Annotated in this window: 24 protein-coding genes; 9 read left to right on the top strand and 15 right to left on the bottom strand. The window is 61.7% G+C overall.

Annotation, left to right across the window (positions count from 1 at the left end; all coding sequences use genetic code 11):
- Positions 1-96 precede the first annotated feature (96 nt).
- Entirely contained in the window at positions 97-1,770 is a 1,674-nt protein-coding gene (locus AC1DYF_RS04065) for an aromatic/alkene/methane monooxygenase hydroxylase/oxygenase subunit alpha (protein ID WP_477875391.1), read from the bottom strand.
- A 495-nt stretch (positions 1,771-2,265) separates the two neighbouring features.
- Between AC1DYF_RS04065 and AC1DYF_RS04060 the strand changes: the two genes are divergently transcribed.
- Genes AC1DYF_RS04060 through AC1DYF_RS04045 form a run of 4 tightly spaced genes read left to right on the top strand, consistent with a single transcriptional unit; the run spans position 2,266 to position 4,384 of the window.
- Positions 2,266-2,715 (top strand): hypothetical protein, encoded by a 450-nt coding sequence (locus tag AC1DYF_RS04060; RefSeq protein ID WP_477875390.1) that lies wholly within the window; start codon positions 2,266-2,268, stop codon positions 2,713-2,715.
- Positions 2,716-2,747: 32 nt separating this feature from the next.
- Positions 2,748-3,062 carry a hypothetical protein gene (locus AC1DYF_RS04055; protein WP_477875389.1) on the top strand — a complete coding sequence of 105 codons (315 nt, stop codon included), beginning with the start codon at positions 2,748-2,750 and terminating at the stop codon, positions 3,060-3,062.
- Position 3,063: 1 nt separating this feature from the next.
- Complete coding sequence (locus AC1DYF_RS04050) at positions 3,064-4,179, top strand: WD40 repeat domain-containing protein (RefSeq protein WP_477875388.1); 1,116 nt, start codon at positions 3,064-3,066, stop codon at positions 4,177-4,179.
- 28 nt (positions 4,180-4,207) lie between these two features.
- Positions 4,208-4,384, top strand: a complete 177-nt coding sequence (locus AC1DYF_RS04045; RefSeq protein WP_477875387.1) for a hypothetical protein — start codon at positions 4,208-4,210, stop codon at positions 4,382-4,384.
- Between the two features lie 64 nt (positions 4,385-4,448).
- Here AC1DYF_RS04045 and AC1DYF_RS04040 read toward each other — a convergent pair whose 3' ends face one another.
- On the bottom strand, positions 4,449-4,742 hold the full coding sequence (locus tag AC1DYF_RS04040; protein ID WP_477875386.1) for a ribbon-helix-helix domain-containing protein: 294 nt from the start codon (positions 4,740-4,742) through the stop codon (positions 4,449-4,451).
- A 108-nt stretch (positions 4,743-4,850) separates the two neighbouring features.
- On the bottom strand, positions 4,851-5,903 hold the full coding sequence (locus tag AC1DYF_RS04035; protein ID WP_477875385.1) for an NAD(P)-dependent alcohol dehydrogenase: 1,053 nt from the start codon (positions 5,901-5,903) through the stop codon (positions 4,851-4,853).
- A 222-nt stretch (positions 5,904-6,125) separates the two neighbouring features.
- Between AC1DYF_RS04035 and AC1DYF_RS04030 the strand changes: the two genes are divergently transcribed.
- Positions 6,126-8,000, top strand: coding sequence for a sigma-54-dependent Fis family transcriptional regulator (locus AC1DYF_RS04030; RefSeq protein ID WP_477875384.1), 1,875 nt, complete (start codon positions 6,126-6,128; stop codon positions 7,998-8,000).
- Between the two features lie 17 nt (positions 8,001-8,017).
- Here the strand turns inward: AC1DYF_RS04030 and AC1DYF_RS04025 are convergent, their stop codons facing one another.
- The 6 genes from AC1DYF_RS04025 to AC1DYF_RS04000 form a co-directional block, all read right to left on the bottom strand.
- Positions 8,018-8,413 (bottom strand): VOC family protein, encoded by a 396-nt coding sequence (locus tag AC1DYF_RS04025; RefSeq protein WP_477875383.1) that lies wholly within the window; start codon positions 8,411-8,413, stop codon positions 8,018-8,020.
- Positions 8,414-8,565: 152 nt separating this feature from the next.
- Entirely contained in the window at positions 8,566-10,701 is a 2,136-nt protein-coding gene (locus AC1DYF_RS04020; RefSeq protein ID WP_477875382.1) for a beta-galactosidase, read from the bottom strand.
- Between the two features lie 15 nt (positions 10,702-10,716).
- The gene (locus tag AC1DYF_RS04015) at positions 10,717-11,853 is read right to left on the bottom strand and encodes an ABC transporter ATP-binding protein (RefSeq protein ID WP_477875381.1); all 1,137 of its coding nucleotides are present in this window, start codon (positions 11,851-11,853) and stop codon (positions 10,717-10,719) included.
- Between the two features lie 22 nt (positions 11,854-11,875).
- A complete protein-coding gene (locus tag AC1DYF_RS04010) occupies positions 11,876-12,727 on the bottom strand; it encodes a carbohydrate ABC transporter permease (RefSeq protein ID WP_477875380.1) in 852 nt (283 codons plus the stop codon).
- Positions 12,727-13,611, bottom strand: a complete 885-nt coding sequence (locus AC1DYF_RS04005; RefSeq protein ID WP_477875379.1) for a carbohydrate ABC transporter permease — start codon at positions 13,609-13,611, stop codon at positions 12,727-12,729. The genes AC1DYF_RS04010 and AC1DYF_RS04005 overlap by 1 nt, the downstream gene beginning before the upstream one ends.
- 405 nt (positions 13,612-14,016) lie before the next feature.
- Entirely contained in the window at positions 14,017-15,291 is a 1,275-nt protein-coding gene (locus AC1DYF_RS04000; RefSeq protein ID WP_477875378.1) for an ABC transporter substrate-binding protein, read from the bottom strand.
- On the opposite strand from AC1DYF_RS04000, the gene AC1DYF_RS03995 reads away from it, so the two are divergent.
- The 3 genes from AC1DYF_RS03995 (at position 15,266) to AC1DYF_RS03985 (ending at position 18,109) form a co-directional block, all read left to right on the top strand.
- Positions 15,266-15,571 carry a hypothetical protein gene (locus tag AC1DYF_RS03995; RefSeq protein WP_477875377.1) on the top strand — a complete coding sequence of 102 codons (306 nt, stop codon included), beginning with the start codon at positions 15,266-15,268 and terminating at the stop codon, positions 15,569-15,571. The two genes, AC1DYF_RS04000 and AC1DYF_RS03995, sit on opposite strands and share 26 nt — an antisense overlap.
- Positions 15,504-16,658: an ROK family protein gene (locus AC1DYF_RS03990; RefSeq protein ID WP_477875376.1), complete on the top strand. Its 1,155-nt coding sequence runs from the start codon at positions 15,504-15,506 to the stop codon at positions 16,656-16,658. Before AC1DYF_RS03995 ends, AC1DYF_RS03990 begins: the two co-directional genes overlap by 68 nt.
- A gap of 242 nt (positions 16,659-16,900) precedes the next feature.
- On the top strand, positions 16,901-18,109 hold the full coding sequence (locus AC1DYF_RS03985) for an MFS transporter (RefSeq protein ID WP_477875375.1): 1,209 nt from the start codon (positions 16,901-16,903) through the stop codon (positions 18,107-18,109).
- 34 nt (positions 18,110-18,143) lie between these two features.
- Here AC1DYF_RS03985 and AC1DYF_RS03980 read toward each other — a convergent pair whose 3' ends face one another.
- The 3 genes from AC1DYF_RS03980 to AC1DYF_RS03970 form a co-directional block, all read right to left on the bottom strand.
- Positions 18,144-18,500: a RidA family protein gene (locus tag AC1DYF_RS03980; RefSeq protein WP_477875374.1), complete on the bottom strand. Its 357-nt coding sequence runs from the start codon at positions 18,498-18,500 to the stop codon at positions 18,144-18,146.
- A 126-nt stretch (positions 18,501-18,626) separates the two neighbouring features.
- Entirely contained in the window at positions 18,627-19,745 is a 1,119-nt protein-coding gene (locus tag AC1DYF_RS03975) for an NAD(P)/FAD-dependent oxidoreductase (protein ID WP_477875373.1), read from the bottom strand.
- 192 nt (positions 19,746-19,937) lie between these two features.
- The gene (locus AC1DYF_RS03970; RefSeq protein ID WP_477875372.1) at positions 19,938-20,717 is read right to left on the bottom strand and encodes a transporter substrate-binding domain-containing protein; all 780 of its coding nucleotides are present in this window, start codon (positions 20,715-20,717) and stop codon (positions 19,938-19,940) included.
- A 362-nt stretch (positions 20,718-21,079) separates the two neighbouring features.
- Here AC1DYF_RS03970 and AC1DYF_RS03965 point away from each other — a divergent pair, with 362 nt between their 5' ends.
- Positions 21,080-21,976, top strand: a complete 897-nt coding sequence (locus AC1DYF_RS03965) for a MurR/RpiR family transcriptional regulator (protein WP_477875371.1) — start codon at positions 21,080-21,082, stop codon at positions 21,974-21,976.
- A 63-nt stretch (positions 21,977-22,039) separates the two neighbouring features.
- Here the strand turns inward: AC1DYF_RS03965 and AC1DYF_RS03960 are convergent, their stop codons facing one another.
- The 3 genes from AC1DYF_RS03960 to AC1DYF_RS03950 are packed head-to-tail and all read right to left on the bottom strand — an operon-like array spanning position 22,040 to position 24,206.
- On the bottom strand, positions 22,040-22,951 hold the full coding sequence (locus AC1DYF_RS03960) for a homocysteine S-methyltransferase family protein (protein WP_477875370.1): 912 nt from the start codon (positions 22,949-22,951) through the stop codon (positions 22,040-22,042).
- Positions 22,952-22,971: 20 nt separating this feature from the next.
- Positions 22,972-23,415: an Lrp/AsnC family transcriptional regulator gene (locus tag AC1DYF_RS03955; RefSeq protein ID WP_477875369.1), complete on the bottom strand. Its 444-nt coding sequence runs from the start codon at positions 23,413-23,415 to the stop codon at positions 22,972-22,974.
- Positions 23,412-24,206, bottom strand: coding sequence for a phosphotransferase (locus AC1DYF_RS03950; protein WP_477875368.1), 795 nt, complete (start codon positions 24,204-24,206; stop codon positions 23,412-23,414). Before AC1DYF_RS03950 ends, AC1DYF_RS03955 begins: the two co-directional genes overlap by 4 nt.
- Positions 24,207-24,234 lie beyond the last annotated feature (28 nt).

Below are 24,234 nucleotides of genomic sequence, written 5' to 3'. Positions count from 1 at the left end.
CTATGGAATCTCCCAATTCCTGCACGCTCCCCGGAAGGAACGGCCCTCTTCCCTTGAAGTCGCGGAGGCCTGAGCCGGCCTCCGCGGATCGTTGTTTCAGTGGAACGGCGTGATGGTGAAGCCCGCGCGGTATTCGGCGAGGTGCTTTTCGCGATCGGCCGGCGACATGTCGCGCAGGATCTGCAGCGGCGACATCAGGGTGTGGCCGCGCACGTCGTCCAGCGTCCACATGTCCTTGCCGTCGAAGCGCAGATGCGGCTGCGGCACCAGCGTCTTGCCGTCGGAGCGGACGAAGTTCAGGTCCTTGATGGCATCGGCGAGATCCCAGCCGTGATAGACGGTTTCCCACTCGCGCTTGCCGCTGAAGCGGCCCATAGCCGGTGTCGGGCGGCCCTGATATTCGTCCGAGAAGGCCTCGACAGCGGTCCAGCGGTCGAGTTCGTGGGCGAAGGTGTGCAGCTTGCCGTCGATCTCGTCGACGACGATATCCTCGCGGATCAGGCAGGGGACGAGGCAGCTCCAGCAACGGTGCGGATAGACATAGCCGACGTCTTCGTTGAAGGTGATGATCTTCTCGCCGCGATGGCTGAGCTTGTCATACCATTTCCAGAAGTCGCCGAATTGGGCGTACCAGCCCGGATATTTCTGCTCGAACCATTCGAAGTCCGCCTCGCGCTGGGCCTCGATGCGCCAGAAGTTGACCGGCCAGCCGACCGCGAAGAACTGCGCCACCTTGTGGACATAGTGCTTCTTGGTGATGCGGTTCCAGGCTTCATGCACGTCGTCGTGATGGACCTTGATGCCGTATTTTTCCAGCGGCAGCATGTAGGTGCGGTAGTAATCCTCGAAAATCCAGCGGTGCCACATTTCCGCATAGGATTCCTTGTTCTTGTCACGGTTGGTGGTGCCGTATTCGATGAAGGTGCCGATGGCGGCATCGACGATCGCATGGTTCTGCCAGAAGGCGTAGCGCAGGTCGCGCTCGAGCAGCAGATGGTTTTCCGGCTCCTTGAGAGCGGCCATCAGCAGCGAATGGCCGTTGCCGATATGGCGGCTTTCATCCGACTGCACCGACAGGAACACAGTCGGCAGCGCATAGTCGCCATTACGCGCCGCTTCCGACGGCATAGCGACGAACAGCGTGTTGGTGAAAGCGGTTTCGGCAACCACGGTCAGGTACATGCAGGCCGCCGTCATCGTATCGCCAGTGATGAAACCCTCGCCGAACTGGCGACCGATCGTCGTGGCGTAACATTTGCCGAAGGCTTCCTCGGTAATGTCGAAGCCCGCCGGATCGATATAATTCTCCATGTACCATTTCTTCAGGTTCATCTGGATCGTCGAGTGGCGGAACTCGTCGACCATCTGCATGGTGAAACCAGTGCGCAGGTCTTCGCCGGGCGCCAGCCGGGCGACCATAGCCATCGAGCGGGCGGCCGAGATTTCCGGGAAAGGAATGATCGCCAGGAAGAGCTTCATCCACTCGACCCAGCGCGGCTCGACATTGCGGAACATGTCGCCGCGCAAAGCCGCATCCAGCGCGCCATAGACGCGGTTGTCCTTTTCTTCCTGCATGGGGAAATAGGAGCGCAGCACCTGCTTCATCGGATCGCGCGGCGCCTTGCTGATCTTGTAGTCGGTCGGAAACGTCATCGCTTCCTGGACATAGGTCGGATTCCAACCAAGGTCGGAAATCTTCTTGGTTGCCTCGCCGACGGAAATACCGCGCTGCGAGGTGATCTTGTTAAGTGTCAAAGACGACATCGTCATCAGCCTCCACTGTGTTTGAGCCGCGGGCCCCTCTGGCCCCGGCCGGAACGGCGCACCGGGCGCCGCGAGCGAAAGTTGGAACGGCTGGGCCAAAGGGATGCGCCAAGGCGCGACCCAGCGGTCCGGCCATTCAAGTGGATCACGGCAAAGGTCTCTGGGGATGTCCGGCCTCCTCGACCGGATGCGTGCGAACCGCTCCCCCACTCCTTCGTTCTTCTAGCGTCGCTGTGAACGCGATGGCTTGTTATGCGATAGACGATGCAAAGGCCGTGCCAGTTCAGAAATACAGCGCTTTCGGCGTTTAGTATTTTCGGAAATTACATTGAGTGTAACGTTATTTTACAATCGTAATTTACAAACGTAACGTTATCTATATTTTTCTACACGCTCTTATATAATCGTCATATAGAAATAAACATTTATGGACATAATTCTATTCTTTAATTATGATTTCAGCTCCGCCAAACCGGATATTCTTTTGATTTGCGAGGCACTATGAGTGGCAGCAACGGCAATTTCAGGCCTTCGGGCGCGCCCAGCAGCGATGTCACGACCCAGCTTGCCGGGTTGATGCAGCGTGACCTCGTCTTTGTCATGCGGTTCATCGGCGAGAGCCAGCATCTGATGCAGAGCCATTTCCAGCGCTTCATCCTTGATGAGCTGGCCATGACCGGCGTGACGCCGGAGACGCATCCGATGATCCATGCCTTTGCCGAAAAGCATGCGCTGATGCTGCGCGATTTCGTGTTTTCCGGCGTCTCCCTTTCCCGGCAGTTCCGCGTCGAGGAAATGGAGCAACTGACCGGCGACACCCTGATCCGGGTGGATATCTGGGACCAGCTGCGCAGCTATGTCGGCATGGCCGAAAACCAGTTCAGGAGCCAGCTGCCGGAACTGCCCGTGGTGCTGGACGCCTGGAAATCGCCGGAAGGCCGCGAACGGTGATGCCGCCGGAGAACGAAAAGGAGAGCGCCGTCATGGCCACTCGCGACGAGAAAGCCTTCGACCTCATCCGCCGGCGTGCCGGAAGCATCGCCGTCGTCTCGGCGCTGAATGCCAAGGCGCTGAAGCTGACGCAGGCGATTGCCGGCGCCGAAATGGAGGTCTTGCGGATCGAGCTGGAAACCGCCCGCAATCCTGCCGACCGGCAACTGGTGCAGGAATTGCATGAGGTGGAGGAGAGCGCCGAAGCGATGCGACACGCCCTGGTCGATTGCGCCGGGGAGATCGAAGCGGCGGAAGAGGATGTCGCCGCACTCGACCGGGAGATCGAGGCGGCAAAGGGAGGATGAGATGAACCAGCAGACAATGCCGAACCTGACCCTGTTCGATCTCCTGGCGCGCCAATGGCAGCGCCGGGCCTCGGTCAGCCAGCTGTGCTTCAATGCCGATGCGACCTTGCTGGCGATAGCGGCGGCCGACGGCACAGTGGCGCTCGCCCGCCTCGCCGACAACGAGCCGCCGGAGGCACGCATTGCCGTCGACAACGGCCAGACGACGATCCGCCCACGCGAGGGCAAGCCGTCGCCGCTGATCAACACCCGTCTGCAGGAGGCGACACGCCTTTCGGCCGACGCGCAAGGCGGCTTCGTGGCGCTGACCGCCAAAGGCGAATTGCTGCGCCTCAACCGCGGTGGTGAGATTGCCGGCAAGCTGCTTGCCGACCAGAGCCCGATTTCCGCCTTCACCCATTGCCACCGGACGGGGATGACCGCCGCCGTCGTGAGAGATCATCTGCGGCTCCAGCCCGGAGAAACCGGACCGATCACGGAACTGAATCTCGGCGGCCGGACAGTCGACATCCTGTCCATATCCGGGGATGGCGCACTCCTGGCCCTGGCCGGCGACGGCTGGCTGAGCATTCGGTCGGCCACCCAACCAAACGAACCGATCTCAGAACGCACACTCTCCACCCAGCCACTTTCGCTTGAATGGAGCCCCGATGGAACCTGGCTGGCTTGCGGGTTGGAGCAAGGTGGGCTCTGCCTGCTCAACGCCGCAACCGGCGATACCGCGACATTCTCCGATTTTCCCGGGCCGGTCGGCCAGGTCGATTGGAGCAATGCCGCCAACGCACTTCTCGCCAGCGGCGCCTATCGGATCGCCGGATGGACGATGGCGGCAGCGCCGCTTTCCGAAGGAGCACGCGGTGCGCTGGCGACCGGTAAGGCTGGGTTCGTGCTGGTGGCCGCAGTCGCCGCCCATCCGCAGCGAAAAATGGCGGCTGCGGGCTATGTCAACGGCCGGGTCGTGGTCGCGCCGATCGGCTCACCTGCGGAACTGATCATCCGCGAGGGTGGCGGGCCGGTGACCGCGCTAAAATGGTCGGCGGATGGCCGGCACCTGGCAATTGGCGACGCACTCGGCAGTGCGGCGATCGTCACCTTGCCYGATGAAATCTTCAAATAGCATCAATGTGTTGACCATGGAGGAACAGATGCAGACAGAACTCAACGCCGAAGAGAAGAGCAAGGACGCTTTCTTCGAGAAGATCGCCAAGCTCTCCGAAGAGATGGTGGCCGTGCATGGCAAGGAATTCAGCATGGGTGCGCTGGTGCTCGGCGCCCGCTGGATTGCCGAAGGCCGTGCCACCGGCAGCAGGAAGACCAACTGACGACAAAGTATCTGTCGGCGGGCCGGCAACGGCCCTCCGCGCCGCTACCGGGGCCTGTCCGCTTTCAGGCGAGGCGCGGTGCGGCAGCGTGCTGCCCGCGCTCCTCCTGATAGAGCAGACAGACCGTCCGAAGCATGGAAGCGAGATTGGACATACCGCCATGCAATTCCAACGCCTCGGAATAGAGTTTCGATATCAATTTGGAGGTCGAAAGCCCCTCCATTCGTGCGATATCTTCCAGCACCTGCCAGAACGCCGCCTCCAGGCGGACGCTGGTGGAGTGCCCCGATATCCTGACCGAGCGGCTAACCTTGTGGAACCGCTGTGGACTTTGACCCGTCAATACCCTGCACATCATTGCTTCTCCTCCCGCGAAATCTTGCTTGCGAAAAATGCTCCCCGCGAAACGCTGTCACGGGGAGCTCAGCGGCATTGTCGGCCGCGCGGCGCGTGGCCGGGCGACCACTCAGGGGATGAGCACCGCACGGCCATGGATCTTGCCGTTGGCGAGGTCCTTGAGCGCCTGGTTGGCGTCAGCGAGGCGGTATTCCACCGTCGTCAGGTCGACGAGGCCGCGGTCGGCGAGCGCCATCAGTTCGACCAGCTCAGCCCATGTGCCGACGAGGTTGCCGATGATATTTTTCTCGCTGATCACCATGTCGACGGTCGGCACACGAATCTCCTCGCCATAGCCGACGACATAGTAGCTCCCCATCGGCCGCGTCATCGCGAGACCCTTGGTCGTCGTGCCCTTTTCGCCGACGAAATCGATAACGGCCTCGGCCCCCTGGCCGCCGGTCAGTTGCAGCACGGCCTCGACCTCGTTGCCATCGGCCTTGACCAGCTTGTCGGCGCCGATCTTGCCGGCGAGTTCCAACGATGCATCCGACTTGTCGACGACGATCACGTCGGCCGCGCACATGGCCTTCAGGCACTGGATGGCGATGTGGCCCAGGCCGCCGGCGCCGATGACGACGCAGCTCTCGCCTGGCAACAGCTGCCGCGTCGCCTTCTTGACGGCGCGATAGGCGGTCAGCCCGGCATCGGCATAGGGCGCGACCTCCTTGGGCGCCAGCGTCTTTGGCAGCGCCACGATATTGCGCTCGGAGGTGCAGAGATATTCGGAGTAACCGCCATTGCAGTCGAGGCCGGGGAACTTGCCAGGACCGTGCATGTCGAAGCCGCGCCGGCAGGCAAGGCAGGTGCCGCCCGAAATCTTCGGATGGACAATGACGGGATCGCCGACCTTGATGCCCTCGACCTCCTTGCCGATCGCCTCGACCCAGCCGGCATTTTCATGGCCCATGATCAGCGGCAGCAGCGCATTGCCATCCGGGTCCATATGCGGCCGCCAGACGCCTTCGATAATGTGCAGGTCGGTGCGGCAAACCCCTGCGCCGCCGATCCGGACAATGACATCGGTGGATTTGGTGATTCTGGGATCGGCGACCTCCTGCAGCGAGACCCATTGGTCGGCCTTCAGGTTGTCGTCATATTTGGTCAACACTTGCGCTTTCATGTTTGCTCTCCTCCATTGCCGGGATCTGCGCCCGTCGAGAGGAAGGCAGCAAGCGCCATGCCATCTGAAAATACCGAGCATTATCAGAGGCATGATGGATGTTCGCGATCTTGGCGCCGTCCAGTGCCTGAACGAAGTGGACAGCGGCACTGTCCAGTTTCTGTCTATTGCGCCGTCTCCCGCGGCTGCTAGCCTGTTGCAATGGATGCCTGAGGAGGAGACATGCAGCATCTTTCCGGAATGGACCGCGCCCGCACCGCGCTGGAACGGGGCGAGCGGTTTCCCGTCGGCGCCCTGCAGCCGCTCGTCGCCGACAGCTGGCAGCGTTGCCGCGACGCCAATCTCGACCCACGCGGCCGCCCGCGCCACAGCGTCATCGCCTTTGCCGATGTCAAGCGAAGGCGCGAGGCCAATGCGGCGATGCGGCTATTGGCGCTCGCCGAGATGCAGCTGCTCTATTCGCAGATCGCCGGCTCGAATTTCATGATCGCACTTGGCGACGCCGACGGCATCGTGCTCGATACGATCAGCGACCAGCAATTTGCCGACAGCGAGGCCGGCCGGTCGATCATTCCCGGCAGCATGTGGAACGAGAGCGAGCGCGGCACCAATGCGCTGGGCCTGGCTGGCATGATCGGCGCGCCGGTGGCGATCTACGGCCGCGAGCATTATTTCGCCTGCCACGGGCATCTGAGCTGCATGGCGGCGCCGATCTTCAATTCCGCCGGCGAAATCCTCGGCCTGCTCGATGCCTCCTCAGCCCATGAGGCGCGGCAGGAGCACACGCATGCGCTGGTGCGGATGGCCGCCGCCCAGATCGAGAACGGCCTGATCTACCAGGATAGCGCCAAGAGCTTCGTCTTCGCCTTCCATCCGCGCGCCGAATATCTCGATACGCTCTCGGCCGGGCTGATCTCCGTTTCGCTCGAAGGCGAGGTACTTTCGATCAACCGGCCGGGCAAAGCGCTGCTTTCCGGACTGGCCGCGACGCCGGGCCATCCGTTCGACAGCCTGTTCGAGGCAGGCTTCGGCACGGCCATTGACGGGCTCCTGAACGGCGGCGTCATCCGCCTGCGCGACCGGGCGGGCAGCGGCGTCTTCATGGTCTGCCGGCAGATCGGCGCCCGCCAGACGGCGATGGCGAAACGCCCCTCGCCCGCAATGCCGACGCTGCTCCAGCGAGAGGATGCGCCGGACTTCGTCGCCGACGATTCCCAGATCAAGCGCTCGCTTGTCGATCTCGCCGAGGCGGCCGCGCTTTGCATGCCCGTGCATATCTGCGGCGAAACCGGCACCGGCAAGGAGCTGATGGCACGGCATGTCCACCGGCTGAGCGGTCGCAAGGGCGAATTCGTCGCCGTCAATTGCGGCGCCGTGCCGGAAGAACTGTTCATCGCGGAAATCTTCGGCCACGAACGCGGCGCCTTCACCAATGCGCGCGCCGAGGGCTCGCCGGGACTGGCGCGCGCCGCTGATCACGGCACGCTCTTCCTCGACGAGGTCGCCGATATCCCGCTCGCAGCGCAGACCTCGCTTCTCAGGTTCCTCGACAGCATGGAAATCCGTGCTGTCGGCGGACAAAAGGCACAGAAAGTGGACATACAGATCGTCTCCGCCACCAACCGCGACCTCGAAGATATGGTGGCGCAGCGACAGTTCCGCGCCGATCTCTATTATCGCCTCAACAGCTTTCTCATCCGCCTGCCGCCTCTGCGCGCACGCAGCGATTTCGGCAGCGTCGTCCGCCACCTGATGGACAGGATGGCGCCCGGCACGCCGGTGACCGACGCGGCAATCACCGCACTTTCGCGCCGGCCCTGGCCGGGCAATATCCGCGAGCTCAAGACCGTGCTGCAGCGGGCGCTGGTGCGCAGGCGTGCAGACTATATCGACGAAGGCTGTTTCGACGAGGCCGGACCGGTGGCCGATCTTGCGCGCGACTGCTGTGAGGAATGCCGAAGCCGGCCGCTCAGCCGGGCCAAATGCCAGGAGATCCGTGCCGTCTATCGCAAGACCGGCGAGAACATTTCGCGGACCGCCCGCGACCTCGGCCTTTCCCGAACGACGGTCTATAAGCATGTCGAGCCAAGCCGGTAGCGGGACCCTCGCCCGTCCTAAAGATAGCGGCCGCTACGCTTTAACACTTCGATCTTGTAACCATCCGGATCGCTGATGAAGAAGAACCGCGCCAGCTTCTTGCCATCGTGGTTGAAGTCGATGAGCTTGCCGGGATTGAGCCCGAGCGACGCGAGCCGCGCGTGCTCGGCATCGACATCGTCAACGGAGAGGGCAAGATGTCCGTAGCCGTCGCCGAGCGTATAGGGTTCGGTCCGGCCCTTGTTGACCGTCAGCTCAAGCTCGAACGGAGTATTTTGGTTGCTGAGATAGATGAGCGTGAACGTCTCGAAATCCAGCCGATCTGCAACCGCAAGATCGAAGGCCTGGCGGTAAAAATCGACCGATCGCCGCTCGTCGAGCACCCGGATCATCGAATGGATCATCTTTGCCATTGGCTTGCCTCGTCAGTTTGCAGGTTTTGAAGACCTGTAACACTTCCTTCGACAAAGGGGCAGTAAGAGGCTACCGCGCGGAGGTAGAGGCGATCGTCAATCGGCTGCCAGCAGTCTGCAGCAGCCGATCGTGTACGCATAGTGCGCTCGCCTCAGAACCGAATGACCGCGCAACCATGCGGTGCCAGGGTCAAATGAGAACGCACATTATCGCCTGTGAGCATGTCGATCCCCGCAGGCAGCGATGTCACGGTGACTGGCGCTTCATCGGTGTTGAGAACGAACATCAGCTTGCGGTCCGCGGCTTCCCGTACGGTCACTTCCACCGCCTCCGGAAGATCGGCGACCAGCGGTGCAATGCCGGCGCGTCCGAACAATTGATCGGCCAGTCCCTCGACCAGTGATGCCGTCAGATATGTTCCCATGTAGACGGCATGACCCTTGCCGGATTTGCGGCTGGTGACCATCGCCCGGCCGGCGGCGAAGCGGCTGCTCCACTTGCCCAGGGTTTCGACATCGGCATCGATATCGAGGATCTCGTAGAGATGCGCCGCATCATGCTCACGGTTGCCGAGCACGAATTTGTAGCGACGGGCGGCGGAACTGGATAGCAGCTGCGTCGCCGGATTGTGCATGCCGAATTCGGTGCCTTGCAGCCCGAAAAGGCCGCCCGCACCCGGCTCAGTCACGCGGCCGAATTCCTCGACACGCACGCCGCACAGTTTCGACAGCGCGCCAACGGGTGCCTGGACCGTCGGAATGTGGTTGTTGGCGTCCCGCGTCGCGGTCATCGCACCAAACACGACCGTGCCGCCATTGTTGACGAATTCCTCGACCTTGGCATCCCATTCTGGCTTCCACATCACCCAATGGGGCACATAGAGCAGCTTGATCCGGGAAAGATCGTCTTCGGGATGGATGAATCCACAGGCGATGCCGTTCGAATAGCAATAGCGATGCAGGTGCACCGCGTCTTCAAACGGGCTCGGCAACCCGATCGGATAGGTCTTGTAGGCCTCCTGGTTGTCGAAATCGGCGCCGGCGATGGCCACGTCCATGCGTACCGTCGTGCCCAGAAGATCGTTCTTTATCCTGGCAATGTCGGAGGCGAATTCCGCCGCTTCCTTGTACCGGCGGCGCGGCACGTCATCATGGTCGATGATGCCCATCCAATAGATTTCCGCACCGTAATGCGCCGGGCGCCAGCGGAAGAACATCAGCCCGTCGGCACCGCGGGCCACCGAGCTCATCGCCATGCGCCGCATTTCGCCCGGCTCCGGCGTCATCGTCGAGAAACCGGGCTGGCTGCCGAAGCCCGACGCCTGCTCGGGCACGATGAAATTGCCGCTATAGGCGCGGCAGACATCGAGATGCAGTGCCTGCGTCGCAGCATGCCCGCCGGTGCGGCGCATCTCGTCATAGAGCATCGGATAGATGTCGAAACCGAGAAAATCGAGGTCCTGCCCGAACTGACCGCGGAAATCGATGTCTTCGAGCCGGCCCAGATTGTGGAAGATGAACCAATCCGGATTGGCGGCGCGGAGGATTTCGACCTGATCGTGCTGGAAGGCAGCCGTCGCATGCGCCAGGAAACGGTGATAGTCCTGGACATGCCCGGGGGACGGAAAGCCCGGATTGTGTTGCCGCGGCGCGGTGATCTGGTCGAAATCGTCATAGGCGGTCGCCCAGAAATTTCCGCCCCAGGCGAAGTTCAGCGCGGCGATGTCCTTGTATCTGTCGCGCAGGTAGCGGCGGAATTCGCGTTCCGTGGCCTCCGAATAGGAGGTCGAGACGGTCGTGTTGAGTTCGTTGTCGGTCTGCCAGCCGATGACGTCGGGATTACCCCTGTAATGATCGGCCAGCGCCTGGGTGATGCGCCGGCTGTGCATCCGGAAAACCGGGCTGTTGGTGTCGGCATGCTGGCGGGAGCCATGGCTGGCGGTGCGGCCACTCTGGTCAACGCGCAGCACTTCGGGATAGGTCGATGTCAGCCAGCGCGGCGGCGTCGCGGTCGGCGTGCAGAAGATGGTCTTGATGCCATGGGCGCCCAGCACCTCGATCGCCCTGTCGAAAAGCGAGAAGTCGAACGTGCCTTCGCGGGGTTCCATGATATGCCAGGCAAACTCACCGAGGCGGATAGTGTTGAAGCCGGCAGCCGCCATCCGCTCGGCATCGCGCTGCCAATAGCTTTCGTCGACATGTTCGGGGTAATGCGGCGCGCCGATCAGGAAGGTGTCAATATTCAGGGTGCGCCAGACCGATAACGGCGCTGGTGTGGTGCGATTCATTTCACTTGTCCTTGTTCAGGTTTTCGCGGAAGGCTTGGGAGGAGTGACGGTGCGGCCGTCGGCCGCGAAGAGATAGGCGTCGCGCGGATCGAAGCCGACCGTGATTTTGGCGCTCGGCGCGAATGGCCTTATGTCGCCGATCTGCACCGTGAAAGCGCCGGTGCCGCTGTCGGATCCGGTGGTGACGAGATCACCGGCATCGGCATAGACGATCGTCTCGCGGCCGAGATATTCCGTGAGACGGACCTCTGCCGAAAACGACAAGGCCGCCGTTTGGTCATCGATGCGCAGCTTTTCCGGGCGCACGCCGACGGTCACCACATCGCCAACCTTCACGGGCTCCGCCAATGTGTTGAACTCGACCGCCAGGCCGCCGGCGCAATCGATCTTCGCCGATCGGTCGTCTGCCGCGACCACCTTGCCGGCCACGAAATTCATCCGCGGCGCACCGAGAAAGCCGGCGACGAAAAGATTGATCGGATTGCCGTAAAGGTCCAGCGGCGCACCCACTTGCTCGATCCGGCCCTTGTTGAGCACGACGATGCGGCTCGCCATGGTCATCGCCTCGACCTGATCATGAGTGACATAGATCATCGTCGAGCCAAGCTGGGCATGCAACGTCGCCAGTTCGACACGCATCTGGGTGCGGAGCGCCGCGTCGAGGTTCGACAGCGGCTCGTCGAACAGGAAAACATCGGGCGACCGGGTGATCGCGCGGCCGATGGCGACGCGCTGCCGTTGCCCACCCGACATCTGCTTCGGCTTCTTGTCGAGCTGCTCTTCCAGCCGGAGGATACGGGCCGCACGCGCCACGGCAGCATCGATTTCCGCCTTCGGACGCCGGGCCATCCTGAGGCCGAAGCCCATATTCTCGGCCACCGTCATGTGCGGATACAGCGCATAGGACTGGAACACCATGGCAATGCCGCGCTCGCCCGGCTCCAGCTTGGTGACATCCCGGCCTTTGATGAACAATTGGCCGGACGAGACGGTCTCAAGACCCGCAATCGTCTTGAGCAACGTGGACTTGCCGCAGCCCGACGGTCCGACCATGACGACGAACTCGCCTTCGCCGATGCTGAGGTCGATATCCCTCAGCGCATGGAAGCCGCCATAATGTTTCTGCACGCCCTTGATTTCTACGCTGGCCATGGAAGCGATCCTTCGATTGGTGTCAGCCCTTCACCGCACCGACCGTCAGGCCGGCGATGAAGTGGCGTTGCATGAGGAAAAACATGACGACGGGCGGGATCGCGACCATGATCGTGGCCGCGGCCACCAGGTTCCACGAGGATACCCACTCGCCACGGAGATTGCTCAATCCGGCCGTCACCGGCTTGACCGCGTCGCTCTGCGTCAGCACGATCGCCCAGAAATAGTCGTTCCAGACGAAGGTGAAGGTGAGGATGGCGAGCGCCGCCAGGGCCGGACGCACCAACGGCACCACGACGTGGATGAGCGTCTGCCATGGCGATGCTCCTTCCGCCCGCGCCGCCTGGAAGAGCTCGTCGGGAAGCGCTGCAATGAAGTTGCGCATAAACAGCGTCGCGAACCCCGTCTGGAAGGCGACGTGGAAGATGATCAAGGCGTAATAGGTGTCGTAGAGATTGAGCGACACCATGAGATCGCGCACCGGGATCATCATGATCTGGGCCGGAAGGAAATTGCCGCCGACGAAAAGGGCAAAGATCAGATTCGCACCGCGAAACCGGTAGCGGGAGAGCACATAGCCCGTCAGCGTCGAGAGCACCAGCACGCCGATCACCGACGGCGCGGTGATGATCAGGCTGTTGAGGAAATAATGCGCCATGGCAGTCTGCTTGAACACCGCGGTGTAGTTTTCGATGAAGTGAAAACTCTTCGGCCAGCCCCAGTAATTGCCCGCCATCACTTCCTCGAAGGAGCGCATGGAGGTCGCCATGACGGCGATCAGCGGCACCAGCCAGAGGATCAGAACGAGGGCGACAAGGCTGACATAGAGAGTACGCCTGAGCGGCGCGTCTTCGGCAATGGGACGGGGATACATCAGACGCCCTCCTCTTCCGGTTTGAGCAGCGTGCGCAGATACCAGGCGATGAACGCCGCCATGATCACGAAAAGTACCGTCGCGATGGCCGCGCCATAGCCAAAGCGGTATGAGAAGATGGATTGCTCATACATCTGGTAGGCAAGCACCTCGGAGGAGCCGAACGGCCCGCCCGTGGTCATCACCGCCACCATGTCGAACGAACGCAGAGCGCCGATGACGGTGACGGCAAGCGCGATGAAGCTCACCTCGCGCAATTGCGGCAGGATGATGTGCCAGAGCATATGGAAGCCGCGTGCGCCATCGACGCGGCCGGCCCCGATCAGGTCGTCGCTGAGATTGTTCAACCCGGCAAGGAAGAGGACGAGGCAGAAGGCGATCTGTGGCCACAGCGCCGCGATGACGACGGCAAAGGTGACGAGGTGCTCGTCGGACAGCAGCGCGGGCGCCGTGGCTCCGAACTGGACGAAGATCAGCGACAGCAAGCCGAAGGTCGGATCATAGAACCAGGTGAAGACGACGCCGACCGTGACCGACGCCAGGACCAGCGGCACGAAGAACAGCGATTTCAGCACCCGCATGCCGCGGATCGGCTGGTTGAGCAGCAGCGCCAGGGCCAGCCCGATCGGCGGCGCCAGCATGAACATCGCCAGCCAGATGACATTGTTCTTGAGCGACACATAGAACTGGGGATCGCCGAACAGCTCGGCATAGTTGGCGAACCCCACCCATTGCTTGACGCCGACACCGTCCCAATCGAAGAACGACACCCAGATCGTCTGGATGGAGGCGATGATGATCACGACACCGAAAAGCACGGCTCCCGGCATGATGAACAGCGTTGGGGCGATCCAATGCCTGTGGCGTCGCCATAGTCCTGACATGTCAGACACCTCTGAGTTTTTTAAACAGGGACCGGGGTCAAAGCCGGGTTTCGAGGGGTAATCGCATGCGAAAAAAAGACCCTCTCTGGCCTGCCGGCCATCTCCCCCACAAGGGGGGAGAAGACTCGTGGAACCGCCTCGACCCAATTAAGGCCTCCGCGGTAAGGCCGGGTTAGCCCCTCCCCCTTGTGGGGGGAGAGACTTAGCTTGCCGCGCCATCTTCGCGCCAATTGAGGCAGAGAGCGTGCCGCGAGTCTTCTCCCCCCTTGTGGGGGAGATGGCCGGCAGGCCAGAGAGGGTCTTTCCGCTATGCGACTATTCTGGAGCTCCAGGCGGGCACGTGATATCGGACACATGCCCGCCCGAAATGCGGTGCGTTAGGGAGAATCGCGACCGCTGCCGACCTTAGGCCTTGAAGATGCGCTTGCGCGTTCCTTCGAGGCGTTGGAGAATCTGGTCGCGGCGTTCCGGCTTGACCATGAATTCCTGGAAACCCTTCAGACCCTCTTGCGCCATGTCCGGATCGGTGTCGCGGTCGTAATATTGCGCCGAACCCGCGACGGTCTTCAGCGATTCGACCGCAGCGTTGACCAACGGGTCATTGCTCGGCGGGCAGTCGCTGCGCGGCGGCACGCCGCTTTCGGCTTCGACGAAGGCACCGAGATTTTCCGGCTTGTAGAAATAGGCCAGGAAGTCACGGGCGCCCTGCTTGTTCTTCGCATTGGCGGGGACATGGACGGAATTGAGGGCGAAGTCCTCGTAACGGGCCATGCCGGGCACGATTTCGGGGAAAGGCGCAAAGGCGATCTGGTTCACCTGGTCAGGCGGGAAGCCATACTTGATGAAGCCACCGAGATCCATCATCGCCGCCTTCTTCTGGGCGAGCGCGGCCGCGGCCTGTTCCCAGCCCGATGAGGTGTGGTTCGGGCTGAACAGCCCACCCTTGATCATCTCTTCCCATTTGTCGAAGACGGGTTTCAGGGCCGGGTCGGTATAGGCCATCTTGCCGTCCATCAGCTGGATGTGCTTGTCGAGGCCGTTGATCCTGAGATTCATATGGTCGAACCATCCGGCGGCCGGCCACATTTCCTTGGTGCCGATGCTGACCGGCACCATGCCCGCCGACTTCGCCTTCTCGCCAAGTGCGAAGAGTTCATCGACAGTCTTGGGCGCCGTCCAGCCCTTGTCGGCGAACACGTCCTTGCGATAGAACATGCCCCAGAGAAGGCCCGCGAGCGGCAGGCCGTATTGCTTGCCGTCCACCGTGACCGCGCCCGTCGCCGGGCCGAGGACCTTCTTATAGTCTTCCTTGGCGAACAGGTCGGAAATGTCGTCGAACAGGCCGCGCTTGACGAAGGCCTTCATGCGGTTGCCCGAGAACCAGAAGCAGACATCCGGCGCGCCGACGACGAGATAGCTGCGGATCGCCGTCTTGTGCGCCTCGTGATCCATATTGTTGATCGTGACCTTGATGCCGCTCTCCTTGGAGAAGCCGTCGGCGATCTTCTGCAGCACGCCGCGCTGTCCGGCGTCGCCAATATTGGAGATGATCGTTATCTCCTTGGACTGCGCGATCGCAGGCGCGCCAAGCGCGGCGCCCGCGAGCACCGTCCCCGCACCCAGGATGAATTGACGGCGCGACGGCGCCGCCCTCATGAGCAATGTCGTCAAATCATTCATGAAAGTCTCCTCCAGACAAAGCTTCGCCGCCGTCGCACAGGCCTCTCCCGTGCGATCTCCGCCGAAATCCGATGTGATTGTTCGCTACCGCGATGCAGCGATGAAATATCGAGCCGCGGCACACTCCTCAATTGCCAACGAAGCCAACCTAGCTTACTTTCGGCAATTGGACAATATTTATTTTAACAAAAAAAATAAAGGCGCAGACAGCCATGAAGATCAATGCCACCATGTCGCGGGCGCTGAACCGCCGAATGGTCCTCAACCATCTCCGTCGTGACGGACCGATGTCGCGCGCCGACATCACTGCGCTGACCGGCTTGAGTCCGGCGGCTGTCACCTTCGTCGTCGCAGAATTGATGGACGAGGCGCTGGTGCAGGAGGGGGAAGCGATCGCCAATGTCAAGGGGCGGCCATCGACACCGATCGACATCAATTACGGTTCGCGGCTGGCCTTCGGTTTCAAGCTCAACAAGGACAGCATCAACTGCGTCCTGACCGATCTGTCGACCACAGCACTCGCCTCGATCGACGTGGCGATATCGGACACGACGCCGGATGGGATCACCGGGTCGATCGCCAACACGATCCCCGCTTTGCTAGCCATCGCCGGCAGAAACGAATCTGACGTCATGGGTATCGGCGTGTCAATCCCCGGCGAGATAGATCCGGTGACGGGTACGTGCATCCAGAGCCCGAGATTCGGCTGGGAAAGTCTTCCCTTCGCCGAACTCATGGCAGAGCGCGTCAAAGTCCCCGTGTGGATCGACGACGACGTCAACGCCTTCGGCATTGCCCAGAAACTGTTCGGGGCAGGAAGGGATCATCAGAATTTTGCGGCGCTAGCGATCGGCGCAGGCATTGGCTGCTCGCTGGTGATCAAAGGTGAAATATACCATGGCGGCAGAAGTGCTGCCGGAAAACTCGGCCACATCACGTCGGTGGTGGACGGACGGCGATGTGAGTGCGGCCGGCGCGGCTGCCTGATGGCGCACGCGGCCGAGCCTTACATGCTCGACGAATGGGAACGCCTGGCGGGAGCGCCGATCTCACGTGACGGCTTCGTCGAGGCGGCGACCAGTGGATCGGAACTGGCGATCTCCATCCTGCGGGATGCGGGTTCGCGCGTCGGACGGCATCTGGCCGATGTCGTCAACATGCTGGATCCCGATGTGATCATCGTCGGCGGCGAAGCGGTGCAGTTCGGAGAACTCCTGCTTGGCCCTATCCGGGAGACGATGGAGCGGTTCTGCTTCTTCTCGAAGCCCGAATTGATCCCCGACTGGGTGTCGAACTCCTGGGCGCGCGGCGCCGCCGCCTTGGCGACGCAGAACATTTTCGACTTTCAGCGGACACCGAGTGGTTGACGCCAACCCGACACGTCTTCAAAGGCCGGTCGACGTGAGCGCTGCCTAACCCGCAATTGCCTCCGACGCAGTTCCATGCGATCAACCAAGCAGGTTTTGGAATGACACGCATCGATTCAATTGGCTTGTAACTTAAGGTGGAATGCGGATAACTGCCTGCATCCATTCCATGGTGCGGCTGGCTTTGATTCCATCCGTCCTCCAACTGTCCGGATATCCGCTTCATAGACTGCCATACTCCGATGTTTCATTCCCTGCGCCACATCCGCGCCCATCCGCAATTGCTGCTCCTCGCCCTGATGATTTTTGTCCAGGGCTCCGCCTATGGCTCGACCCTGCCCTATCTTTCGATCACGGCGATCCGGGAACTGGGCATGAGCGATCAGGCCTATTCGGTCCTGGTCTTCGTCACATCCGTGTCTGCGGTGACGATCAGCGTCTCCCTTGGCATTCTTTCCGACCTGATCGGTGACCGGCGCAGGATCATGATCGCCATGGCGCTGATGGGGGTGCTCGGCTACGGCGCCATCTGTCTTTTCCCTTCGGTGCCGGTCTTCATTGCGGCGACTGCATTCGTCATCCCGCTCTTCCAGTCCGTCAGTTCGCTGATCTTCGTGAGCGTTCGGGCGGAAACGGCCGACCTTCCTAGCCGGGATGCCGCCCAGATCAACGCCACGGTCCGCGCCTTCATGTCGGCTGCCTGGGTGGTCATGCCGGCGGCGATGGGCCTTGCATTTGCCGGCTCTGCGAGCATGACCGGTGCCTGGGGCGTCGCCGGGATCTGCGCGCTGGCGATCTTTTTCTGCTCCGTGTTCCTGCTGGCAAAGCCGGCGAGCGATGGGAGCCGGCCGAAATCGCAAGCGGGTTTCTTCTCTGCACTCGGTGAACTTGCGACGCCAGTCATGCTGGCGCGGACGGTTTCCATGGCTGCGTTGACCGGCACGATCCGGCTTGCAAGCACGCTCTGGCCATTGATCCTCACCGTCGAACTTGGCGGCAAGACCGCCGATGTCGGTATCATTGCCGGCATGATCGCCCTTCTGGAGATCCCGTTCATGCTGATGTGGGCCAATCTGCTGAAACGACTCGATATTCTCTCGATCCTGGTGATCGCCGGTCTGATCTATGCCGGTTTCATGGCGGCGCTCAGCCTGGCAACCGCACCCTGGCAGATCTACACCCTGACCACCCTCGCAGCCGCCGGCGCTGCGGCATTGCTGTCAATGCCGCTGACCTATTTCCAGGATTTATTTCCGGGCCGGCCAGGCCTTGGCACGTCGTTCAATCCGATCAATACCTTTGTGGGAAGCGGGCTGACAGCACTGACCTTTGCCATCGGCACGCATTATCTGGGCTATTCAGGCACGGCCTGGCTCGGCGTCGCCATGGCGCTTGCCGGCATTCTCGGCCTTGTCCTGCTCGAAAAACACCGGCCGGCCGTGGTCACCTGATCGCGGCAGCAACTGACCGCGATTCTGATTTGGGTCAGGCGCCGGTCGCGGCGATGATACCGATCTCGACGGTGAATTCCGGACCAGCGAGCTTGGATTCGACAGTGGCGCGGCCCGGCGCCTGACCCGCCGGCAGCCAGGCCTCCCAAACCGGGTTCATCTCGTCGAAGGTCGATATGTCGGACAACCAGATAGTGGCCGAGAGAAGCCGCGTCTTGTCGGAGCCGGCGCGGGCGAGCAGCGCATCGATATTGTCGAGGATGTTCTGGGTCTGCTCGGCGACGGAGGCGCCGGGCGCGCCAACGGCGACCTGGCCGGCGAGGAATACAAAGCCGTTGTAGACCACAGCCTGGCTCATGCGGGAACCTGGGTCGAAGCGCTGGATGTTCATGGATTCTCCCTTAAAGGAATTTTCGATCGGCATTACGAATGACTCCCTTTGCTCTCAAAGGTTCGTTCCACGTTGCATATGCTTCATTTGGTTCAAGGCCGCCAGACCGGACCTTTCATCCCGATCTCAGAATCGTGCCGGCGAGAATGCAGCCGGGTCCAGCCCATGCTGCCTAAAACTCTCCGGCGCTTGGCCTTCCGTCAGCAAAGCGGCGGCCAGTGATCCAAGCGCCGGCGAACTGAGGATACCGTAGCCGCCTTGGCCGGCGAGCCAGAAGAAGCGCTGGTGATCCGGCGCCGCGCCCAGCATCGGCAGCCGGTCGGCGGCAAAGGAGCGCATGCCGGCCCAGCTCTTGGCAACGCGCTTGACCGACAGCGTCGTCGCCTGTTCGAGATGATGCGCCGCCCAGGCGATGTCGATCTCCTCGGGTTGCACGTCGGCCGGATCGCAGGGCGTTTCATCGGATGGCGACACGAGCAGCCGGCCGGCATCGGGCTTGAAATAGAAGCTGTCGTCGAGTTCGCTGACTTCCGGCAGTTGGTTGGCATCGATATCGGCAGGCAGATCGACAAGAATTGCGGTTCTTCGATGCGGCACCACGCCTTTCGCACGAACGCCGAAGCAATGCGCCACCGGATCGGCCCAGCCGCCTGCCGCATTGACGACCGTCCTTGCCTGGACAGTGCCATCAGGCGTGTCGATCTGCCAGTGCGTGCCAATGTCCCGCGCATTGAKGATTTCGGCCCGGTTCAGGATATCGACACCTGCATGACGGGCGCCTTTGATATAGCCCTGCAACAGGCTTTCGACCTCGATATCCCAGAAATCCGGATCATGGTAGGCGGCCGCCACATAGGCTGGATTAAGAAACGGCACCATTTCGAGCGCCTCATCCGTCGACAGCATGCGCAACGGGGCATAAGCCACTTCCCGTGCGAAATGGTCACGCAATCGCTCGACCTTGTCGGGCTCGCAGATGATGATGCCGCCACGACGCTTGAGCAGCGGGATATCGGTAAAGCCATCCGGAGGCGCGTCGAAAAAGCTTCGTGAGATCGCCGCGAGCTTGCAGACCTCGTCACTATTGTAGCGCAGCACGAATTCCGCCGCCGAACGTCCGGTCGAGTGATAGCCTAGGCTATCCTCACGCTCCAGCACGACCACCGAGCGCTTGCCGCCGAGGAAGTAGGCGAGCGACAGCCCGGCAATGCCGCCGCCGATGATGGCAATGTCATAGACCTGCATGAATTCCCCCCTCGGTCAAAGCCGAGCCGCCGTTTCGTCCCGCTCAACGCAGATGCTCGTCGCAGGCATTGCGACAGACCCGACCAAAAGCGGAGATTGGCAAGCGCCGGAAGCACTGCCCGGCGGCGCTCGTTTCGACCGAAAATCCAAGAGCGCATGGCGACGTCAGTCGCCATGCGCAACGACAACCTTTCAGTCGCCGTAGATGTTGAAATCGAAATACTTCTTGGAGAAGGCGTCATAGGTGCCGTCGGCGCGGATCGCCTTGATCGCCGCGTTGAACTTGTCTTTGAGCGCCGTATCTTCCTTGCGCAGGCCGATACCCATGCCGGTCCCAAGAACGGCGGGGTCGTCGGCGACGTTGCCCTTGTAGTCGCAGCACTTGCCGGCTTCGGACTTCAGGAAGGCATTGAGTGCGATCGTATCGGCCTGGATCGCGTCGATACGGCCGGCGGCGAGGTCCTGGTTGGCCTCGTCCTGGGTCTGGTATTCCTTGATCTCGGCTGCCTTGCCGGCGAAATGCTTCTTCACATAATCCGCATTGTTGGTGGAGATCTGCACGCCGATCACCTTGCCGGCCAGATCATCCGGAGTGGCGCCGAACTTGTCTTCCTTGTTGCCGACGATGCCGGCCGGCGTATTATAGTATTTGTCGGAGAAGGAAATCGTCTTCAGGCGCTCGGCAGTGATCGACATCGAGCTCATGATCGCATCGATCTTGTGGCTGGTGAGCGCCGGAATGATGCCGTCCCAGGCGATTGGGGTGATGACGCAGTCGAGCTTGGCCTGTTTGCAGACCGCTTGCTCAAATTCGACTTCCCAGCCGACCCATTTGCCCGAAGCGTCAAGCGAGGTGAACGGCGGATAGGGTTCGGCGGAGAAGGCGACCCTGACGGTTTCCGCCTGCGCCGCGACGGCGCCAGTCAGGCCAAGCGCGAAAGCCAGAACTGCGATTTTCGATTTCTGCCTCATTTCATTCCCCTTTTTTGTTTGGTGCTGCTGAAATAGTCCGTCGAAGGCTTACCGTCCCGAGCCATTCAATTGCTCTGACAGTTCGGATCCGCAGAAGCCCTGCTGCGGGGCCTTCGCTCATGTTTTCGACATTGAATGTTTTCTTTCACAATGTCAATATATGAAAGTTTTCATTCAAAAAATATTCGACCCGCTGAACCTGAGAGAGTCGAAACGCCGCCTGCATTTCCATCTGGCCTTCAAGGAGATGCTTGCTGCATCCATAAGTGCCGACACGGCCGATCCATGACCGAAAACTTTCTTATATTGACATCATGATAGAAAACGCCCGAAACTGGAAACCCAGACGACGGAAGCGAGACATGACGGACGGGAATGTAAGGGAGCGCTTGGTCGAGCTATCGCAGGGTGCCAGCAAGGTCGAAAAGGTGCTCGCGACCTATATGCTTGCCAATCTGGAAAGCCTGCCTTTCGAGACTGCGGCGTCGCTCGGCGAAAAGGCCGGGGTCAGCGAGCCCTCCGTCGGACGGTTCTGCCGCGCCTTGGGCTTCCGGCACTTCAAGGAGCTGAAGACATCGCTGAAGGGCGACATCGGAAACAGTCCCTGGCTGATCGGCGACCGCCTGCGAGACTATCGTGAACGCAGCCTTGCCGGTGACGGCGCGCTGGCCGATGGACTACAGATGGAAATCGCCGCCATTGTGCGGAACTACGAAATCGCCCAGACTGAAGAATGGCGGCAGGTCGTCGAGCGCCTGGCGCATGTGCCGCATGTTTTCATCGCGGCATTTCAGACCGAACGCGGCCTGGGGGATTTGCTGGCGCACCAGCTCGAATATCTTCGGCCAGGCGTGCGCCTGCTCGATCTCGCCGGCGGCACCTTCACGGATCTTCTGCTTTCCGAGCCGAAGAATGCGGCCCTGGTGATCATCGAGCTCAGACACTACTCAGTGCTTGCTCAGCGGCTCGCGGCGGAGGCGAAGAAATTGGGCGTGCCGGTGACCCTGATCACTGATTCCTATTGCGATTGGGGCCGGGACGTCGCGAGCGAGATGTTCTCGGTACAAACCGATCTCAACCAATTCTGGGATTCGCCCGCGCCGATCGCCGGCCTGATCTCGCTGCTCCTCAACGGAGTGTTCAACCAGATCGGGCCGTCGGTGGAGGAACGGGTAACCAGGGTATCAGCCCTTTACGGTCGCTTCATCGGCCATACGAGATCGACGACCGGCGCGGCGCAGGACAAATCCAAGGAATGAATGAGAAAGGGCCGTCACAAGCCGGGTTTCGACACCGACAGCGGTGACAGGGCCGGAGAACACCTATTCTCCATTTGCCCTTAATCGGGCTGCGAGGCAACGGATATGCGACGCGCCGATGCCGCAGCAGCCGCCGATCATTGTCGCGCCACTCTCCACCCAGTCGCAGGCGAATCCGGAATAACGGTCGCCCGAAAGGTCGTCGCGGGTCGCGTGCAGCGTCTCATTGGCTGCGCCATCTTCCTCCGAGGTGAAGGCATTGGCATAGACGCCGATCTCGATGGGGCGCCCTTCCCCGGCAATGGCAGCGACCGCCTGCTCGACGGCGCGCTGCATGACTTCCGGGCGGCTGCAGTTGAAGAGCAGCGCCGAAGCGCCCGATCCGGCAATCCAGCGCGCAGCATCGGCAACGCTTTCGCCGGAACGCAGGGCCGCCGGCCGTGTCTCGGCGCCCGGCGCATCATCGAGCGTGAAAGAAATCCACAGGGGTTTGCCGGTGCCCGCCACCGCATGCTGCACGGCCTCGCCCTCCGCCATCAGGCTCAGCGTCTCTCCCAGCCAGATGTCGACGAAGGGCGCGAGTTCCTCGACCAGCACATCGAGATAGTCCTGCACGAGGTCCGGCCTGAAGAGCTGCGGCTCGTAGGAGCCGAAAATCGGGGGCAGCGATCCCGCGACAAGCACCTTGCGGTCTCCCGCCGCATCGGCGGCTTCGCGAGCCAGTTGTCCCGCAAGCGCAATCAGCCTGCGGCCGTCGTCGCGGAACCGTTGCTCGCCGATATGAAACGGCACCAGCGCGTAACTATTGGTGGTGACGACATCGGCGCCGGCGGCGATGAACTCCTCATGCACGCGCCGGACAAGCTCCGGGCTCTCCATCAGGGCGAGCGCGGACCATTCCGGCTGCTTGAGTTCCGCACCGAGGCGGACGAGCTCACGGCTCATGCCGCCGTCGAGGATTCTAATGGATTTCACAGCTTACCCTTCCGTTTAAGTCAGCGTTTTATCATTGAAGACAGTGCGAATGCCGTCAGCGTGTCGCGCACGCCGGGCAGATTTGAAACGTCCTGCCAGATTTCGCGAATGCGGTCCGCAGCACCTGCTTCGACCCGGACGACGAGGTCGAATTCCCCGCTCATGACGTCGCAGGACACGACTTCCGGCAGGCGCTTGAGCGCCTGGATGACGTCGCCGCCACGCATGCGGTCATGACGATAGACGAACATCATTGCGGCAATGGCCGAGGCGCGCGGCGTTCCCTCGCCCGCGACGATCGTATAGCCCTGGATCAGGCCATCGCGCTCCAGCCGCTCTATGCGCTGGCGCACTGCATTGCGCGACAGGTTGATTTTCTCGGCCAGCTCCGCATGCGCGATCCGGGCATTGCGGGTCAGCTCGGCGAGAATGCGCTCGTCGGAGCGGTCGAGAATACGCTTCATGCCCGCATCTCCGCAATGCAGGCGGTGGCCGAGACGAAGGCCCGAAGTGCAGACGCTTCGAGATCGGCAATCCGGTCATTGCGCGCAAGCGAGGTGGCGGCGGCTGCCAAAATGAAGGCTGGCAAGGCCTGCCGTTCCGCCTGATTGAGGGGGCGGATTTCTTCATATCCGGCAAGCAGTGCACCAGCGAGCACCTCGTCGAGTGTACCGTCAGCCTGGGCAGCCCAATGCAGCAGCAGATCGGCAAGCTCCGCGATCAGCAGGTCGTCATGACGGAGGCGGAAATTGATGACGCCGCTGACCGCCTCTCCGAGAAAGAAGACGTTGTCGCGATGGAGTGCACCATGCACGGCGCCCTTCGGCAGGCCTGGCAGCCTGGCCTCCGTGGAAAGCTTCAGCGTCTGGTGAATATGGGCAGCGCAGCTCCCGAGCGCCTGGCATTTTCCGGGCGTGACCTCGTTCGGCGGAGACCCCGGCACGAAGCCGACGACCGCGATCAGCTTACCCGACAGCGTTATGGTCGCCGCACCCGCATCGGTGCGGAAGGTCGCGGGACAGGGTATGCCGCCGGCGGCGAGCGTTTCCATCGTGCGGAAGGCGCGTTCGAGATCGAAGGCATCGGCGCCGCCTTCAAACACCGTGACGATGAACTCGCCTCGCTCGGAGCGGAAAAGGAAAGTGGTTTCGGCATCGCCATCGGCAATGCCGATCACCGAGGTCAGCCGCCCCAGGCGATAAGCTTCGGCGATCCACTCGCAGTCGGTCTCCGAAAGATCCGTGAAAACTGCCATCGCTTCCTTTCCGTCAGTGCTGCTCCGC

The sequence above is a fragment of the Rhizobium sp. P2_G9 genome (genome assembly GCF_056403475.1).
The sequence above is the reverse complement of the archived record's forward strand: the minus strand, read 5'-3'. Positions and strand labels throughout refer to the sequence as shown.